Origin of the sequence: Ramlibacter ginsenosidimutans (genome assembly GCF_016654015.1) — a bacterium.
Lineage (GTDB): Bacteria > Pseudomonadota > Gammaproteobacteria > Burkholderiales > Burkholderiaceae_C > Ramlibacter > Ramlibacter ginsenosidimutans.
Genome location: NZ_JAEPWM010000020.1, coordinates 1 through 16,112, shown reverse-complemented (window position 1 = coordinate 16,112; position 16,112 = coordinate 1). Strand labels below are relative to the sequence as shown.

The 16,112-nt window shown below is 69.4% G+C and carries 14 protein-coding genes; 4 read left to right on the top strand and 10 right to left on the bottom strand.

The features are described 5' to 3' along the window. The first annotated feature begins 40 nt into the window (after positions 1–40). Both JJB11_RS25275 and JJB11_RS25270 read left to right on the top strand, forming a co-directional pair. The gene (locus tag JJB11_RS25275) at positions 41–526 is read left to right on the top strand and encodes a hemerythrin domain-containing protein (RefSeq protein WP_201178041.1); all 486 of its coding nucleotides are present in this window, start codon (positions 41–43) and stop codon (positions 524–526) included. A 200-nt stretch (positions 527–726) separates the two neighbouring features. Then, positions 727–1,278, top strand: coding sequence for a hypothetical protein (locus tag JJB11_RS25270; RefSeq protein ID WP_201178021.1), 552 nt, complete (start codon positions 727–729; stop codon positions 1,276–1,278). Here the strand turns inward: JJB11_RS25270 and JJB11_RS25265 are convergent, their stop codons facing one another. The 3 genes from JJB11_RS25265 to JJB11_RS25255 all read right to left on the bottom strand — a co-directional run bounded on the left by JJB11_RS25265 (position 1,279) and on the right by JJB11_RS25255 (position 3,383). Further along, positions 1,279–1,911, bottom strand: a complete 633-nt coding sequence (locus tag JJB11_RS25265) for a DUF4130 domain-containing protein (protein WP_201178019.1) — start codon at positions 1,909–1,911, stop codon at positions 1,279–1,281. Positions 1,912–2,044: 133 nt separating this feature from the next. Next, the gene (gene cysK / locus JJB11_RS25260; RefSeq protein WP_201178017.1) at positions 2,045–2,965 is read right to left on the bottom strand and encodes a cysteine synthase A; all 921 of its coding nucleotides are present in this window, start codon (positions 2,963–2,965) and stop codon (positions 2,045–2,047) included. A 67-nt stretch (positions 2,966–3,032) separates the two neighbouring features. Then, the gene (locus tag JJB11_RS25255; protein ID WP_201178015.1) at positions 3,033–3,383 is read right to left on the bottom strand and encodes a hypothetical protein; all 351 of its coding nucleotides are present in this window, start codon (positions 3,381–3,383) and stop codon (positions 3,033–3,035) included. Positions 3,384–3,512: 129 nt separating this feature from the next. Here JJB11_RS25255 and JJB11_RS25250 point away from each other — a divergent pair, with 129 nt between their 5' ends. Then, a complete protein-coding gene (locus tag JJB11_RS25250) occupies positions 3,513–6,920 on the top strand; it encodes a PAS domain S-box protein (protein WP_201178013.1) in 3,408 nt (1,135 codons plus the stop codon). On the opposite strand, the gene JJB11_RS25245 is transcribed toward JJB11_RS25250, so the two are convergent. The 7 genes from JJB11_RS25245 to JJB11_RS25215 form a co-directional block, all read right to left on the bottom strand. Beyond that, a complete protein-coding gene (locus JJB11_RS25245) occupies positions 6,921–7,298 on the bottom strand; it encodes a hypothetical protein (RefSeq protein WP_201178011.1) in 378 nt (125 codons plus the stop codon). It lies immediately after the preceding gene. 103 nt (positions 7,299–7,401) lie between these two features. Beyond that, positions 7,402–8,934 (bottom strand): malonate--CoA ligase, encoded by a 1,533-nt coding sequence (locus tag JJB11_RS25240; RefSeq protein WP_201178009.1) that lies wholly within the window; start codon positions 8,932–8,934, stop codon positions 7,402–7,404. Positions 8,935–8,945: 11 nt separating this feature from the next. Next, complete coding sequence (locus JJB11_RS25235) at positions 8,946–9,725, bottom strand: enoyl-CoA hydratase/isomerase family protein (RefSeq protein ID WP_201178007.1); 780 nt, start codon at positions 9,723–9,725, stop codon at positions 8,946–8,948. Between the two features lie 85 nt (positions 9,726–9,810). Further along, a complete protein-coding gene (locus JJB11_RS25230) occupies positions 9,811–11,232 on the bottom strand; it encodes a malonyl-CoA decarboxylase (RefSeq protein ID WP_377372058.1) in 1,422 nt (473 codons plus the stop codon). A gap of 33 nt (positions 11,233–11,265) precedes the next feature. Further along, on the bottom strand, positions 11,266–11,931 hold the full coding sequence (locus JJB11_RS25225) for an FCD domain-containing protein (RefSeq protein ID WP_201178005.1): 666 nt from the start codon (positions 11,929–11,931) through the stop codon (positions 11,266–11,268). A 211-nt stretch (positions 11,932–12,142) separates the two neighbouring features. After that, positions 12,143–12,994, bottom strand: coding sequence for a prolipoprotein diacylglyceryl transferase (gene lgt, locus JJB11_RS25220; protein ID WP_201178002.1), 852 nt, complete (start codon positions 12,992–12,994; stop codon positions 12,143–12,145). A gap of 89 nt (positions 12,995–13,083) precedes the next feature. Next, on the bottom strand, positions 13,084–13,989 hold the full coding sequence (locus JJB11_RS25215; protein WP_201178001.1) for a LysR family transcriptional regulator: 906 nt from the start codon (positions 13,987–13,989) through the stop codon (positions 13,084–13,086). A 73-nt stretch (positions 13,990–14,062) separates the two neighbouring features. Between JJB11_RS25215 and ilvD the strand changes: the two genes are divergently transcribed. Continuing rightward, complete coding sequence (gene ilvD / locus JJB11_RS25210; protein ID WP_201177999.1) at positions 14,063–15,760, top strand: dihydroxy-acid dehydratase; 1,698 nt, start codon at positions 14,063–14,065, stop codon at positions 15,758–15,760. The last annotated feature ends 352 nt before the right edge of the window (positions 15,761–16,112 follow it).

Below are 16,112 nucleotides of genomic sequence, written 5' to 3'. Positions count from 1 at the left end.
CGTCGGCGCGCCGGGCGCGGGCTTCGAGGAGCCGTTCGAGATGCTGGAGGCGTGCCACCAGCGCGTGCGGCGCATGCTCACGTTGCTTCAGCGGCTGCGCGCGCACGTCGCGGCGCATGGCAGCGACGCCCAGGCGCGGCAGGCGGCACGCGACGTGGCGCGCTACTTCGACATGGCGGCGCCCCAACACCACCTCGACGAGGAGCTCCACGTGTTCCCGCCCTTGCTCGCGCAGGGCGACCCCGCCGTGCGCGCGCTGGTGGAGCGCCTGCAGCGCGAACACCTGGAGATGGACTCGCGCTGGCAGCAGGCCCGGCGGGTGCTCGCGCTTGTTGCCGACGGCGCCGTGGACCAACTCGAGAGCGAGGACGAGGCGCGGCTCGAGGCGTTCGCCTCCCTGTACGGCGCCCACCTGGGCAACGAGGAAGGCATCGTCTTTCCGGCCGCGCAGGCGCTCGTTGACCCGCAGGCACGGCACGCCATGGGCGAGGAGATGAGCCGGCGGCGTGGCGTGAAGGCGCCATGACGGGCGGCCCCGTTTCACGGTGACAGCCGCAGCCGCCGTGGACAGGCCGCTGCGCGCGTGCATCAAGTCGCGCCACTTCCCCGTCGCCTACCGGCCATCCCGTTCGCTCCGCCGCCTGGCGCGGCCTTGACAGGCCCGTGGCGGACGGGGGGACAATCGTTTCCCTGCACTCTGCCTGCCCGCCCCGGGCATCCCCCGCCGTGCTCGCACTCGACCGCCTCGACCCGTACCTCCCAGCCCTGCTGGTGGCGCTCGCGCTCGCCGCGGCGGTCGTGCTCTGGCGCGTGCGCTCCCGTCTGCTCAAGCGGGCCGCGCGCAGGCGGGCGGCGGGCTACCGGCTGATGGACTACCTCAAGGCGTACACGGCCTGGGTGGACTGGCATCGCGACGAGCCGCTGCTGCATCGCGACCCGGACATCGACATCCCCGCGGCGCTGGCGCAGGCCGTGCAGGTGAAGGACGAGCACTTCCCCGAACTCTCGCGCTGCATGCTGCAGCTGCTGCAGACCCATCGCGAGCTGATGCAGTACCTGTGGGAAGAGAACATCCTGCGCATGAGCCACGCGGGACAGCAGCGGCCCTACTACGCCGATCCGCGCTACCACCAGCTGCGCGACACGCAGGACGCCGCGCTCGACACGCTGTTCCTGCGCTGTCGCGAGCTGATCGGGGAGGAGCACGGAAAGTGGCGCGACACCCGCAGCGACTTCAGCTTCTCCAGCGGGATGGAGACGCCCTCCCCGCCGGCCTGATCACACCCAGGGCAGCGCTTCCAGGATGGCGGCGAGCTGCGAGTCGTCCCAGGTGAGTTGCGGCGCAGGCGGCGGCGCCACGGCGGGCGCGCTCAACAGGTGCTCGCCGTTCCAGCGCAGGCTGCGGTCCGGCGTGAGCAGGATCCAGCCGTCCGGGGCCCGGCCGGCCAGCCAGCCGCCCACCGCCTCGGCGATGAAGTGCACCGGCTCGTACTGCGCAACCGGCACGCTCTCGCCCTTGACGGTCAGCTGCCGGAACACCAGCTTGGTCTTCATCTTCTGGATGTCGCGCCGCACCGATTGCGCCATCTGGCGCAGATGAGCCATGTCCTTGTCGGCGAAATCGTTCTTCAGCTCGGGCTCGTAGATCAGCCGCCAGAGCGTGCGGTACAGGAGATCGAAACGCTCGGGGTCGCGGTGCAGCACCACGAGCTCGCTCATGCGGATGAACGATTGCGGGATGATCGCGCGCGCAGCGCGATTGCGGATGGCCGCGCGCGCGGTCTCCAGCGGCTCCTCGTCCACCGACTGGGCCGGCGCGGCCGACCAATGCACGTCCTGGGGCGGAACTTGCAGCGCGAGCAGGCGCGTGGCTTCGGTATGGAACCCGGCGACGTCAACCTGGTGAGACAACGGGACTTGCACCGAGAACTACCGAGTGTGAGGAGTGACCAACATTGTGCGCGCGGATTGCACGCTGTGGGGGTCTTTGTCTCCGATTGTTCGCTCTGCAGGGGGAACCTGCGCGCCGCGTAGCGCTACATGCTCACGGCGAGGGCAGGAAGCCTTCCACCGACAGGTAGCGCTCGCCGGTGTCGTAGTTGAAGCCCAGCACGGTCGCGCCGCTTGGCAGGTCCTTGAGCTTCTGCGCGATGGCCGCGAGCGTCGCGCCCGAGGAGATGCCCACCAGCAAGCCCTCTTCCCGCGCACAGCGCCGCGCCATCTCGCGCGCGGCCTCGGCGTCGACCTGGATCACGCCATCGAGCACGGACGTGTCCATCACCTGCGGGATGAAGCCGGCGCCGATGCCCTGGATCGGGTGCGGCGCGGGCTGGCCGCCCGAGAGCACGGGCGAGGTGGTCGGCTCGACGGCGAACACCTTCAGCTGCGGCCACAGCGGCTTGAGCACGCGGGCGCAGCCGGTGATGTGGCCCCCGGTGCCGACGCCGGTGATCAGCGCGTCGATGCCTTCGGGGAAGTCCTCGAGAATCTCGCGGGCCGTCGTGCGCTCGTGCACTTCCACGTTCGCCGGGTTCTCGAACTGCTGCGGGATCCAGGCGCCCGGCGTCTGCGCCGCGAGTTCCTGTGCGCGGGCGATCGAGCCCTTCATGCCTTTCTCGCGCGGCGTCAGCTCGAAGCTCGCGCCATAGGCGAGCATCAGGCGGCGGCGTTCCATGGACATGCTGTCCGGCATGACGAGCACCAGCTTGTAGCCCTTCACCGCCGCGACCATGGCCAGGCCGATGCCGGTGTTGCCCGAAGTCGGCTCGATGATCGTGCCGCCGGGCTTGAGCTGGCCGTCGCGCTCGGCGGCTTCCACCATGGCGAGGGCGATGCGGTCCTTGATGGAGCCGCCGGGATTGGCGCGCTCGGACTTCACCCACACCTGGTGCGTGTCGCCGAACAGGCGACGCAGGCGGATGTGGGGCGTGCGGCCGATGGTGTCGAGGACGTTGTTGGCCTTCATGGCGGTCTCCAGGGCAGAAGGGCCGCATTGTGGCGCGGAACGGCCGGGACTGCCGGCGCGGCCGTGCTCAGGCCGTGGGCATCAGCTGCGCGCAGAGGCGTGACAGGCGCTGCAGCGCCTGCTGCAACTGCTGGTGCACGGCGCGCAGCTCGGAGAGTCCGGTGCCGTCCTTCTGCACCCGCCAGACACAGTGGGTCAGCTCGAAGTGGCGGATCATCACCTCGGCCCACGAAACGGACACGGGCGGGAGCGCCGCCGCATACATGCGCATCTGGTCCATCTGCCGACTGACGCGCCGGTACAGCTCGGGGTCGAATCCGGACTGCACCAGTTCGGTGACGTCCTCGTCGTAGGCGCCGACCGCTGCTGCCAGCTGAAAGGCGACGGCGCTGAGGACGTGGGCATCGGAAGCAGACATGGGCACAGTGTAGCTACCGCTGCCAAGCGGGCACGCGCTGAGCCTCGCGCAGGTTCGGAACGAAGGCTCCGGGCGTGCCTTGTGCAGCGCGGCGGGCGCTTCATAATCGCTCCTCCACGAGAGGAACGGATGACCCAAGAACCGCCGGCGAAGTCTGCCCCGCCGGGCCTGGCGGAGCACGTCGACGACATCGTCCCGAGCCACGGCTACCGCCAGTGCCCCGTCGTGGGCCTGGGGGGTTCGGCGGGCAGCATCGAGGCCCTGCAGGCCTTCTTCACGACCATGCCCGAGCAGTCCGGCATGGCGTTCGTGGTGGTGATCCACCTCTCCCCCGACCACGAGAGCGTGCTCGCCGAGCTGCTGCAGCGCTGCACGCGCATGAAGGTGGTGAAGGTCGAGCACACGGTCACGGTGGAGCCAGGCGCCATGTATGTGATCCCGCCCGGCCGGCTGCTGCAGCTGGAGGACGGCGAGCTGAGCCTCGCGCCCATCCCCGACGGACGCGCGCGCCATGTCGTCGTCGACATCTTCTTCCGCACCCTGGCGGACAGCCATGGCGCGCACGCCGCGGCCGTCGTGCTGTCGGGGCTGGACGGCGACGGCGCGATCGGCATCAAGCGCATCAAGGAGCACGGCGGGCTGACCATCGCACAGGACCCGGACCAGGCCGCCCACGCCAGCATGCCCCGCACAGCCATCGACACGGGCATGGTCGACTGGGTGCTTCCGGTGGAAGACATGCCAGCCCGGCTGCTCTCGTACTTCCGACTGGAGCAGGCAGTGGAACTGCCGCCGGAGGAAGGGCCGGCGGACGCTGCCGCGGCGGCGAAGCCCGACGAGTACAAACTGCGCGACGTGCTGAGCTTCCTGCGCACGCGCACGGGCCGCGACTTCTCGAACTACAAGCGGGCCACCGTCCTGCGCCGCATCGGCCGGCGCATGCAGGTCAACGGCGTGGACAACCTGGGCGCGTACCTGAATTGCCTGCGCACGCGCCCCGGCGAATGCGGGGCGCTGCTGCAGGACCTTCTGATCTCGGTGACGAACTTCTTCCGCGACCCGGACTGCTTCGCCGCGCTGGAGGCGCAGATCCCGGCCCTGTTCGCCGGCAAGGGACCGAACGACTCGGTCAGGGTGTGGGTGGTGGCCTGCGCGAGCGGCGAGGAAGCATACAGCGTGGCGATGCTCCTGAGCGAGCATGCGCGCACGATGGAGGCGCCGCCGCTGGTCCAGGTCTTCGCCACCGACCTGGACGAACAGGCGGTCCGCACGGCGCGCGACGCGGTGTATCCCGCCGCGATCGAGGCCGACGTGAGCGACGAGCGCCTGCTGCGCTTCTTCGTGAAGGAGCACAAGGGCTACCGGGTGCGGCGCGAACTGCGCGAGATGGTGCTGTTCGCGGTGCACGACGTGCTGCGCGACTCGCCCTTCTCGCGGCTGGACCTGGTGAGCTGCCGCAACCTGCTGATCTACCTCACGCGCGAATCCCAGGTACACGTGCTGGAGACGCTGCATTTCTCGCTGCTGCCGGACGGCAAGCTGTTCCTCGGCTCGTCCGAGTCGATCGACGAGAAGGGCGCGCTGTTCACCGTGGTGGACAAGAAGCACCGCATCTACTCGCGCCGGGCGAGCGCGCGCTCGCATCTCTCGCTGTCGCAGGCCGGCGCCTCATTCGCGCGAGTGGCGGAACAGAACCTCTCGCTTGCCCCGCCGGTGTCGGCGGGGCGGGCCTTCGATCTGGCGCACGCGGCCGGGCTCACCATGGAATCCGCGGCCGCTCCCAGGCGCGAGGGCTCCCGCTCGGGCTGGGCCGACGTCCACCTGCAGTTGCTGGAGCGGCTGGCGCCGCCGTCGGTGCTGGTGAATGCCGACCATGACATCGTCCATCTCTCCCCCAGCGCGGGCCGCTTCCTGCAGCTCGCGGGTGGCGAGCCGAGCCGCAACCTGCTGCGCGCCGTGCGGCCCGAGCTGCGCATCGAGATGCGGGCGGCGCTGGTGCAGGCCGCGCAGGAGCAGCGCGAAGTCGTGATCCCGCCGGCGACGCTGGCCGTTGCGGGCGGCTCGGTCCTCGCGGGCGTGCGCGTGCTGCCGGCGAACGAAGGCGGCGAGACCTTGTTCCTCGTGATCTTCGAGGTGCAGCCCGCGGCCGGCGAAACGCACGAGGAAAAGGCGGCGCGGCTGGAGGCCGACCCGCTCGCACGCCACCTCGACGCGGAGATCGAGCGGCTGAAGTCGCACCTGCGCGAAACCGCGGAGCACTACGAAGCCTCCGCGGAGGAACTCAAGGCCAGCAACGAGGAGCTGCAGGCCATGAACGAGGAAATGCGCGCAGCCAGCGAGGAACTGGAGACCAGCCGCGAGGAACTGCAGTCGATCAACGAGGAGCTCACCACCGTCAACCAGGAGCTCAAGTCCAAGGTCGACGAGCTGAGCGGCGCCAACAGCGACATGCAGAACCTGATGGACGCGACCCGCATCGCGACCATCTTCCTGGACCGCGAGCTGCGCATCACGCGCTTCACGCCGGCCGCGGTGAGCCTGTTCAACCTGATCCCGGGCGACGTCGGCCGGCCGCTCACCGACATGGCGACGCAGCTCGACTACCCGCAGCTCGGGGACGATGCGCGGCGCGTGCTGGAGGGGCTGGTGCCCATCGAGCGCGAGGTGGGCCAGTCCAGCGGCAGCTGGTACCTCGCGCGGCTGATGCCTTACCGCACGGTCGACGACCGCATCGCCGGGATCGTGTTCACCTTCATCGACATCACCGAGCGCAAGCAGGCCGAGGAAGTGCGCAGGTGGCTGTCGGCCGTGGTGTCCGCCACCACCGAAGCGATCATCAGCTTCGCTCTGGACGGCACCGTCCTGAGCTGGAACCCCGGCGCGCAGCGCCTGTATGGCTATACGCCCGAGGAAGCCATCGGCCAGCCGCTGGAGATCCTCAGTTCCGGCAACCGCGACGAGCAGAAGCGCGTGCTCGGGGACATTGCCGCGGGGCGCAGCGTCGAGAACCTGGAGGTGGTGCGCCGGCGCAAGGACGGCAGCCAGGTGCATGTCGCACTCACGATCTCCCCGATCAAGGATGAGAACGGCCAGGTGATGGCGGGCACCGCGATGGCACGCGACATCAGCGCCGCCCGGGCCTCGGCCGAGGCGCTGCGGCAAAGCGAGGAGCGTCTGCGCCTGATCGTGGAAAGCGCAGTCGAATACGCCATCTTCACCACGGACCTGGAGCGCCGGGTCACGAGCTGGAACAGTGGCGCCCAGCGGCTGCTCGGGTACAAGAGCGACGAGGTGATGGGGCGCACCGCGGACCTCATCTTCACTCCGGAAGACCGGGCAGCGCAGGCGCCGCAGAAGGAAGCGCGCACGGCGCGCCAGGAAGGCCGCGCCTCGGACGAGCGCATGCACCTGCGCAAGGACGGCAGCCGCTTCCGCGGCACGGGCACGATGATGTTGATGCGCAACCAGGCGGGCGAGGCCGTCGGCTTCGTGAAGATCCTGCGCGACCTGACGGAGCCGGTGCCGGACCCGCGCTGATCAGGCCGCGTGCGGTGGGGGGTGGCGGCTGCGCGCCAGCCGCGCGCAGCGACTGCGCAGCGCCGCGATGCAGTCGGCATGGTGGTCTCGCACCTGCCGGAACGCCTCCGCGCTGCCCCCGCCTTCGCCGTAGCAATCGCGCCAGAGGTAGTGCACCAGTTGCGCGTGCGCGATCAGCAGTTCGGCCCATTGCACGCTGGTCGCGGGCAGGCTCGAGCTGTACATCCGCAGCCGGTCGACGTCACCGCTCACCGTGCGATAGCGCTCGAGATCCGGCCACGCGGCAACCATCGCGTCTGTGTCCGCCTCGTAGGTGTCCAGCGCCGCTGCCATCTGCAGGGCGACTGCATGGATTGCCTGGAACTCCGAGACCGCCATGGGATGAAATGCAAACGCGGGCAAGCAGTGTACGGCCCGCGCAGAGCCAAGGCCAGCATTGTGCGAGCGCCAGCGTGGAAACACCGAGGCGTTCAGGTGCGAGTCAGGCCGCTTCGCGCTGGAACAGCGTCTTGTGCTGTTCACGCAGCACGTTCTTCTGCACCTTGCCCATCGTGTTGCGAGGCAGTTCCGTCACCACGAAGCAGCGCTTGGGGATCTTGAAATTCGCGAGCTGCGTCTTGAGCGTACCGACCAGCTCCTCGGGGTCGAGCTGCGCGCCGGGCCTGGCGACCACCACGGCGATGCCGACTTCGCCGAAGTCCGCATGCGGAACGCCCACCACGGCGCTCTCCGCCACACCCGGCATGTCGTTGATGTAACCCTCGATTTCCGCGGGGTACACGTTGTAACCGCCACTGATGATCAGGTCCTTGCTGCGGCCCACGATCGTGACATAGCCGCGCTCGTCGATGCGGCCGACGTCGCCGGTCCTGAACCAGCCGTCGTCGGTGAACTCCTCGCGCGTCTTCTCGGGCATGCGCCAGTAGCCCTTGAACACGCCGGGTCCCCTCACCTGGATGCCGCCGATCTCCCCGGTCGGCACGTCCTTCCCCTGCTCGTCGCGCACGCGCAGGCCCACGCCGGGCAACGGGAAGCCGACGGTACCGCCGCGGCGCTCGCCGTCGTAAGGGTTCGAGGTGAGCATGATGGTCTCGCTCATGCCGTAGCGTTCCAGGATGGTGTGGCCGGTGCGCTCCTGCCAGGCGTTGAAGGTCTCCAGCAGCAGCGGTGCCGATCCGGAGATGAACAGGCGCATGTTGCGCGCCGCGGCGCGGGCTAACGTAGTCTCCGCGAGCATGCGCACGTAGAGCGTGGGCACGCCCATGAACACCGTCGCCTCGGGCATGCGCTCGATCACCTTCCTGGGGTCGAACTTCGCGAACCACAGCATCTTGCTGCCATTGAGCAGCGCGCCGTGAATCGCCACGAACAGGCCGTGCACGTGGAAGATCGGCAGCGCGTGGATCAGCACGTCGCCCGCACGCCAGCCCCAGTACGTCTTCAGCACCTCCGCGTTGGACCGCAGGTTGCCGTGCGTGAGCATCGCGCCCTTGCTGCGTCCGGTCGTCCCGCTGGTGTAGATGATCGCGGCGAGGTCGTCGTCCTGGCGGGCAACGACTTCATGGCGGTCGGACTGGCGCGCCGCGCGTTCCAGCAGCGAGCCCGTGCGGTCGTCGCCGAGCGTGTAGACGTGCCGGGTGCCGGCCTGGAAGGCGATCTTGCTCACCCAGCCGAAGTTCGCGGGCGTGCACACCACGACCGCGGGTTCCGCATTGCCCACGAAGTATTCGATCTCGGCCTTCTGGTAGGCGGTGTTCAGCGGCAGGAACACGTAGCCGGCGCGCAGCGTCGCCAGGTACAGCATCATCGCCTCGACGGACTTCTCCACCTGCACGGCGATGCGCGCGCCCTGCTCCAGCTGCAGCGAGGCGAGCAGGTTGGCGATCATCGCCGTGCCGCGCTCCAGGTCGCGCCAGCTGTAGGCCAGGCCGTTGTCGGTCTCCACGGCGATGCCGTCGAGGTCTTGCGGGAAGGCGGCGCGCAGCGCCGTGAACAGGTTGCGGTTGTGGTCCATGGCGGGAAGGGTCAGAAGCGGGGCGTTCGTTTTTCCAGGAAGGCGGAGATGCCCTCGCGGTGCTCGGCACTCGTGGCGTAATCGTAGGCGCGTTCCAGCAGGTCGCCGGGCAGCGGTGCATCCGGCGCGCGCGCGGCGAGCCGGCGCAGCATGCGCTTGTTCATGCGGGCAGCCTGCGGCGCGAGCTGCGCGATGCGCTCGCTCGTGGCCTGCACTTCCAGCTCCAGCTGGTCGTGGGCGACGACGCGCTGCAGGAAGCCGCGCGCCTTCATCTCGCGCGCATCCAGTTGCACGGCCTCCAGCAGCATCTCGCGCAAGGTCGCCTCGCCGGCAACGGCGGCCACGAGCTGGGCTTCGCGCGGCGCCATCGGGAAGCCGAGCCGCGCGATCGGCGCGCCGAAGCGCGCGGACTGCCCCGCGATGCGGATGTCGCAGCAGCACGCGATCTCCAGGCCTGCGCCCATGCAGGCGCCGTCGATCTGCGCCACCACGGGCACTTCGCAGGCGAGCATCGCGGCCAGGCCGCCCCACACATCCTCTTCATGGAAGCGGCGCAGGGTCTCGGGATGGAAGCGGAACTGCGGGTACTCGGCGATGTCGCCGCCGGCGCAGAAGCCGCCGTTCTCGCCCGCGACGACGGCGCACCGCAGTTCCGCGTTGCCGTGGATGGCGAGGAAGGCATCGCGCAGCTCGCGCCACATCGCGCGCGACATGGCATCGAGCTTGCCGGGATGCGAGAGCGTGACCCGGGCGACGGGCCCGTGCAGCGCGAGACGCACCTGTCCGGTCATGGCTGTCCTGGCCTCGGGCCGCGGTACATGAATCGTGTCTCCTCTGTTCGTGACGGCCTGCGGACGCAGCGCCGCCGCCGCGGGCCTAACGGTACAAGTCCGAGATCGCGCTCGCCATGGGGATTTCACCCTGCGCCAGCTGCGTCCGATACTTGTCCAGCTTTTTCGGATCGTACAAGTAGTTGACCATGAGCCCGAAAGACTGCTTCAGGCCCTTGGGCGAAGGGTCGCCCGCCCAGTTCAGGCGCTCCACGCGCGCGCCGTTCCCGAGGTGGAAGCGGGCCACGGGGTCCAGCGGCTTGCCGTCCTTCAACTCCTTGCCCAGGTACTGCGCGGCCCACGCGAGCAGTTCCTCGCGCTCGGGCGACTTGGGCCCCAGCTCCAGCGGATGCTCCCAGCGCGCCAGCGTCTCGGGCGGGACCTGCTTCGAGACCCACGCGCGGAAGCCGGGGATCGGGGACAGCGTCGCGAAGGTCTTGAGCCGCGGGAACTCGGTCTTGAGCGTCTCCACCACGCGCTTGATCAGCGAGTCGCCGAAGCTCACGCCCTTGAGACCCGGCTGGCAGTTGCTGATGGAATAGAAGATCGCCGTCGTCGCCTTGGCGAGGTCCGATGCCGCGGCGGTCTCGTCCAGCAGCGGCGTGATGCAGTCGGAGAGGCTGTCGGTGAGCGCGATCTCCACGAAGATCAGCGGATCGCCGTCCAGCCGCGGGTGGAAGAAGCCGTAGCAGCGGCGGTCGCTGTCCAGGCGGTTCTTCAGGTCGGCCCAGCTGCGGATGTCGTGCACCGCCTCGTACTTGATCAGCTTCTCGATCAGAGAGGCGGGCGAGTCCCAGGAGAGCCGCCGCAGTTCGAGGAAGCCGACGTCGAACCAGGTGGTGAACAGGGTCTCGAGCTCCGCATCGAGCGGCAGCAGGCGCTTGTCGGAGCGCAGGTGGGGCAGCAGCTCGCCGCGCAGGTCCACGAGGAAGCGCATGCCCCCCGGAAAGGCAGCGAAGCGCTGCAGCAGGCGCGTGCGCGGCGACACCAGCGCGCGGCGCAGGCGGATCTCGGCCGCGCTTTCTTCGGCGGTGCCCTGCACGGCCTGGTGATGCTCGCGCGCGGCCTGCACCTTCTTCGGGTCGGGACCGAACTGCTCGCTCGCGAGCAGCCAGGCGTCGCGCCGCTCTTCGGCCGAGGCGCCGGCGTACCACTGCGCGAAGGCCCGGGCGCGCCGTCCGCCCTCGACCTCGCTCGCGCGCGGATCGACGATCGCCTGCAGATCCGCCAGCGTGCGGCGCAGCACGCGCGGCGACAGTGCCTCCTCGCCCTTGCGCCAGGTGGCCTTCAGGCGTTCGCGCGTGGTGCGCGCCCCTGGCGCGTGCGTGCTCGCTGCCTGCGCGGCGGGCGCTGGCACGGCGGCAGCCTGCGGCTTCGCCTCACGACTGGCGCCGGCGGTCGCCTTCGCCTCGAAGCCGGGCCGCCACAAGGCGGCCCCCCGGGAAATCCAGTCAGCGGGAATCACGATGGGCTGCCTCTTCGCAAGTGGGGGAACCGGTGTTCACGCGAGCCTCGTGCTCTGGGCGCGTGCAAGCGCGCGCAGCGCATCGCGCTGGCGCGTGAGATGGGTGCGCATCGCGGCGTCGGCGCCCTCGGGGTCGCGGGCCTTGAGCGCGGCAAACACGGCGAGGTGTTCGGAGAAGCTCTGTTCGAGCCGTCCGGGCGCGTGCAGCTGCTGCAGGCGCGACAGCTTCACGATCTTGCGCAGGTCGCCGATCACGCCCGCCAGCCAGCGGTTGTCCGCCAGCGCGATGATCGCCTCGTGGATGGCGAAGTTGGTCGCGTAGTACTCGTTGATGCGCTTGGCCTTCGCATAGCGCGCCAGCTTCTGGTGCAGGTCGTCGAGGACCGCGATGTCCGCGTCGCTCGCCTTGCGCGCGGCCTCGAAGGCGCAGCGGCCTTCCAGCAGTGCGAGCACCGGGAAGATCTCGTCCAGGTCGTGCTCGGTCACCTCGTTGACGAAGCAGCCGCGCCGCGGCTCGTGCCGCACCAGCCCCTCGGCCGTGAGCACCTTCAGCGCCTCGCGCAGCGGCGTGCGCGAGATCTTCAGCTGCTCGGCAAGCCTCACCTCGTCGAGGAAGGTGCCGGGCGTGAGCTCGCCGTCGAAGATCCGCTCCCGCAGCTGGGCGGCGACTTCGTCGTGCAGTGAGTTGTGGACCAGGCGCACCGGCAGACCTTCGGGGATTTCTATAATTACGTGTAATTATGGCAAGGAACCCGGACGCGTGGGGCCGCCGCGGTGGAAATCCCTGCACCCGCCGCCGAACGGCGCCGGGAGGTTCGGACGTGCGGAGGTGCTGGCAGTTCCCCGGCGGCGTCGGATGTCCTGAGGCGCCGCCGTGCAAAGTCGCGGCCGGACCGCGCCGAGGCCGCGAGGATCAGCGGGTTGCTGGACCGTGCGAAGCCGGGGCCTGGCTGCCAGGCGTCGTGCGGGTTTCCGCCCACACCCACAGCAGCACGCCACCCAGGATCATGGGGATGCACAGCCACTGCCCCATGCTCATGTGCAGCGCGAGGACGCCCAGGAAGGAGTCCGGCTCGCGGAAGTATTCGGCGGTGAAGCGCGCCGCGCCATAGCCGACCAGGAAGACGGCCGAGACCTGGGCCTCCTTGTGGGGCTTGCGCGCGTACAGCCACATCACGATGAAGAGCAGCACGCCCTCGAGCAGCAGTTCGTAGATCTGCGACGGGTGCCGCGGAACGCTGCTGCCGCTCTGCGGGAACACCATGGCCCACGGCAGGTTCGGGTCGGCCGGCCGGCCCCACAGCTCGCCGTTGATGAAGTTGCCGATGCGCCCGGCCCCGAGCCCCGGCGGAACGCAGGGAGCGATCAGGTCCATGAGCTGCCAGAAGGGTTTGTGGCGGCTGTGCGCGAACCAGAACTGCGAAGCGATCACGCCGATCAGCCCGCCGTGGAAGCTCATGCCGCCCTGCCACACGAACAGGATCTGCAGCGGGTTGCGCAGATAGAACTCCGGCTTGTAGAAAAGGCAGTAGCCCAGCCTGCCGCCGATCACGACGCCGAGCACGCCGAGGAACAGCATGTCCTCGATGTCCTTGCGCGACCACGCGCCCGGCCCCTGGATGGATCGATAGGGTTCGTGCTGCAGGCGCAGGTGGGCCAGCCACATGAACAGGCCGAACGCGACGAGATAGGTGATGCCGTACCAGTGGATGGCGATGGGGCCGATCTGGACGGCAACGGGATCGAAGTTCGGGTGGACCAGCATGGCCGGCATTGTGGCGCAGCGGCAGCGAGCGCGGGCGGACCAGGGCGAGGAGGGAGCTGGCGGCCGCGCCGCCCGGCTGCGCGCCGGGTTCAGGACCCGGCCGCCACCACCTCGACGAACCGCTCCAGGGCCGGCGTCATGCGCTCCCAGACCAGCGTGGTCTCGCACTCCGGCACGCTCGCCGACTGGCGTCCCCCGAGCTGGCGGTAGACGACGCCGCTGCGCTGGAACTGGCGCACGCTGTCCGGCACCCACGCCACGCCGAGCCCGGCAGAGACCAGGTTGACGATGGTCTGCATCTGGATCGCCTCCTGCACCACGCGCGGCTCCAGGCCGGCCGCGTGGTACATGCCCAGCACCGCGTCGTGCAGGGACGGCACGATGCGGCGCGGGAAAATCACCAGCGGCTCGGCCAGCACGCGGGCGAGCGCGAGCCGCGGAGCGTGTGCCAGCGGATGCGCATCGGGCACGGCCAGCACCAGCGGCTCGCGCGCGACCGGGCGGTGCTGCAGGCCGCGCGGCGCGAAGCCGGGCGAGTGCAGCATGAAGCCGGCGTCGATCTCGCCGCGCGCAAAAGCCTCCACCTGCACGTCGCCGGTGGACTCGATCAGCTCCATCTGCACGCGCGGGTGCTGCGCCCGGAACACGCGCAACCACTGCGGCAGCAGCGCGAAGCCGACGGTGGAGACGAAGGCGATGCGCAAGTGCCCGAGCTCGCCGGCCGCCGCGGCGCGCGCCTGCTGCGGCAGCGCGCCCGCGCGAGCCAGCAGCTCCTGGACTGACGGCAGCAACGCCTCACCCGCGGCAGTCAGCCGCACGCTGCGCTTGGTGCGCTCGAACAGGCGCACGCCGAGCAGGCGCTCGAGCTGCGCAATGCCTTGCGTGAGCGGCGGCTGGGTCATGTGCAGGCTGCGCGCCGCGCGGCCGAAATGCAGCTCGCCGGCGACGGCGGCGAACTGGCGCCACAGGCGCAGTTCGATGGCGGCTTCCTTCATATGCCGCGCATATTAATGGCGCCTGGAAAACGGATTGGAAAGAATCACCGGGCCGGCGTATCCTCCGCAGCCTATGGACAAGAAGACCATCCCCATCAAGCCGCTGCGCAGCGCCGCCATCACCGAAGGCAAGTCGCGCGCTCCCAACCGTTCCATGTACTACGGCATGGGCTACAAGGAGACCGACTTCGGCAAGCCCATGGTGGGCATCGCCAACGGCCACAGCACCATCACGCCCTGCAACTCGGGCCTGCAGAAGCTGGCCGACGCCGCCGTGCGCGGCATCGAGGAAGCGGGTGGCAATCCGCAGATCTTCGGCACGCCCACCATCTCCGACGGGATGGCCATGGGCACCGAAGGCATGAAGTACTCGCTGGTGAGCCGCGAGGTCATCGCCGACTGCATCGAGACCGCGGTGCAGGGCCAGTGGATGGATGGCGTGCTGGTCGTCGGCGGCTGCGACAAGAACATGCCGGGCGGCATGATGGGCATGCTGCGCGCCAACGTCCCGGCGATCTACGTGTACGGCGGCACCATCCTGCCGGGCAAGTGGAAGGGCCAGGACCTCAACATCGTGAGCGTCTTCGAGGCCGTGGGCCAGAACGCGGCCGGCAAGATCAGCGACCAGGAACTCAAGGACATCGAGCAGCACGCGATTCCGGGCACGGGCTCGTGCGGCGGCATGTACACGGCGAACACGATGTCGTCGGCCTTCGAGGCGATGGGCCTGTCGCTGCCCTACTCCTCCACCATGGCCAATCCGCACGACGAGAAGCAGAACTCCGCGCTCGAGTCGGCCAAGGTCCTGATGGAGGCCATCCGCAAGGACATCAAGCCGCGCGACATCGTCACGCGCAAGGCGCTGGAGAACGCGGTCGCCGTCATCATGGCCACGGGCGGCTCGACCAATGCGGTGCTGCACTTCCTGGCGATCGCGCATGCGGCGGACGTCGAATGGACCATCGACGACTTCGAGCGCATCCGCAAGCGCACGCCGGTGCTGTGCGACCTCAAGCCCTCGGGCAAGTACCTGGCCGTGGACCTGCACGAGGCCGGCGGCATCCCGCAGGTGATGAAGATCCTGCTGAAGGCCGGCCTGCTGCACGGCGACTGCCTGACCATCACCGGCAAGACCATCGCCGAGACCCTGAAGGACGTGCCGGACCAGCCGCGCGCCGACCAGGACGTGATCCGCCCCATCGACAAGCCGATGTACGCGGAAGGCCACCTCGCCATCCTCAAGGGCAACCTGTCGCCCGAAGGCGCGGTCGCCAAGATCACCGGACTGAAGAACCCCGTCATCACCGGGCCGGCCCGTGTGTTCGACGACGAGCAGTCGGCGCTGCAGGCGATCCTCGACGGCAAGATCCACGCCGGCGACGTGATGGTGCTGCGCTACCTCGGGCCCAAGGGCGGCCCCGGCATGCCGGAGATGCTCGCGCCCACGGGCGCGCTGATCGGCGCCGGCCTCGGCGAAAGCGTGGGCCTGATCACCGACGGCCGCTTCTCCGGCGGCACCTGGGGCATGGTGGTGGGCCACGTCGCGCCGGAAGCGGCAGCGGGCGGCACCATCGCGTTCGTGAACGAGGGTGACTCGATCACCATCGACGCGCACCAGCTGAAGCTGCAGCTGAACGTGCCGGATGCCGAGATCGCGAAGCGGCGCGCCGCGTGGAAGGCGCCGGCGCCGCGCTACACGCGCGGAGTGCAGGCGAAGTTCGCGTTCAACGCGAGCAGCGCGAGCAAGGGCGCGGTGCTGGACAATTTCTAGTCGTGCCGCCCTGAGTCCCGCGCAGGCGGGGAAGCAGAGCATCGAAGAAGCGGCTCCGCGGGGCCGCTTTTTTGTTCTTTGCTGATCGTGGAAGTCGGGCAATCTTCCCTGCACCCGGACCAGGACGGGGCACAGCGTGCCGGCGGTCGAAGCGCAAACCGTAGGCTGGTGGTGAGCCGCAGGCGAACCCCAGCTCGCTGCGCTACGCCGGATCGCTGGGGTTCGCTGTGCTCACCGCCAGCCTTGTATGTTTCTTTCCTAGACTCTAAGAGTTCGGGGCAACCCGGGCGGAGCGGGTGCACGCCGTCGCCAGCCTTTGGGCTTGGAACCTGTGTCGTAGATCTAGCGGCAC

Bases quoted from the DNA above. Each gene is read 5' to 3' on its own strand.
- cysK (WP_201178017.1), bottom strand. From the start codon at position 2,965: ATGAAGGCCAACAACGTCCTCGACACCATCGGCCGCACGCCCCACATC.
- JJB11_RS25275 (WP_201178041.1), top strand. From the start codon at position 41: ATGCTGGAGGCGTGCCACCAGCGCGTGCGGCGCATGCTCACGTTGCTT.
- JJB11_RS25250 (WP_201178013.1), top strand. From the start codon at position 3,513: ATGACCCAAGAACCGCCGGCGAAGTCTGCCCCGCCGGGCCTGGCGGAG.
- ilvD (WP_201177999.1), top strand. From the start codon at position 14,063: ATGGACAAGAAGACCATCCCCATCAAGCCGCTGCGCAGCGCCGCCATC.
- JJB11_RS25240 (WP_201178009.1), bottom strand. From the start codon at position 8,934: ATGGACCACAACCGCAACCTGTTCACGGCGCTGCGCGCCGCCTTCCCG.
- JJB11_RS25245 (WP_201178011.1), bottom strand. From the start codon at position 7,298: ATGGCGGTCTCGGAGTTCCAGGCAATCCATGCAGTCGCCCTGCAGATG.
- JJB11_RS25235 (WP_201178007.1), bottom strand. From the start codon at position 9,725: ATGACCGGACAGGTGCGTCTCGCGCTGCACGGGCCCGTCGCCCGGGTC.
- JJB11_RS25215 (WP_201178001.1), bottom strand. From the start codon at position 13,989: ATGAAGGAAGCCGCCATCGAACTGCGCCTGTGGCGCCAGTTCGCCGCC.
- JJB11_RS25255 (WP_201178015.1), bottom strand. From the start codon at position 3,383: ATGTCTGCTTCCGATGCCCACGTCCTCAGCGCCGTCGCCTTTCAGCTG.
- lgt (WP_201178002.1), bottom strand. From the start codon at position 12,994: ATGCTGGTCCACCCGAACTTCGATCCCGTTGCCGTCCAGATCGGCCCC.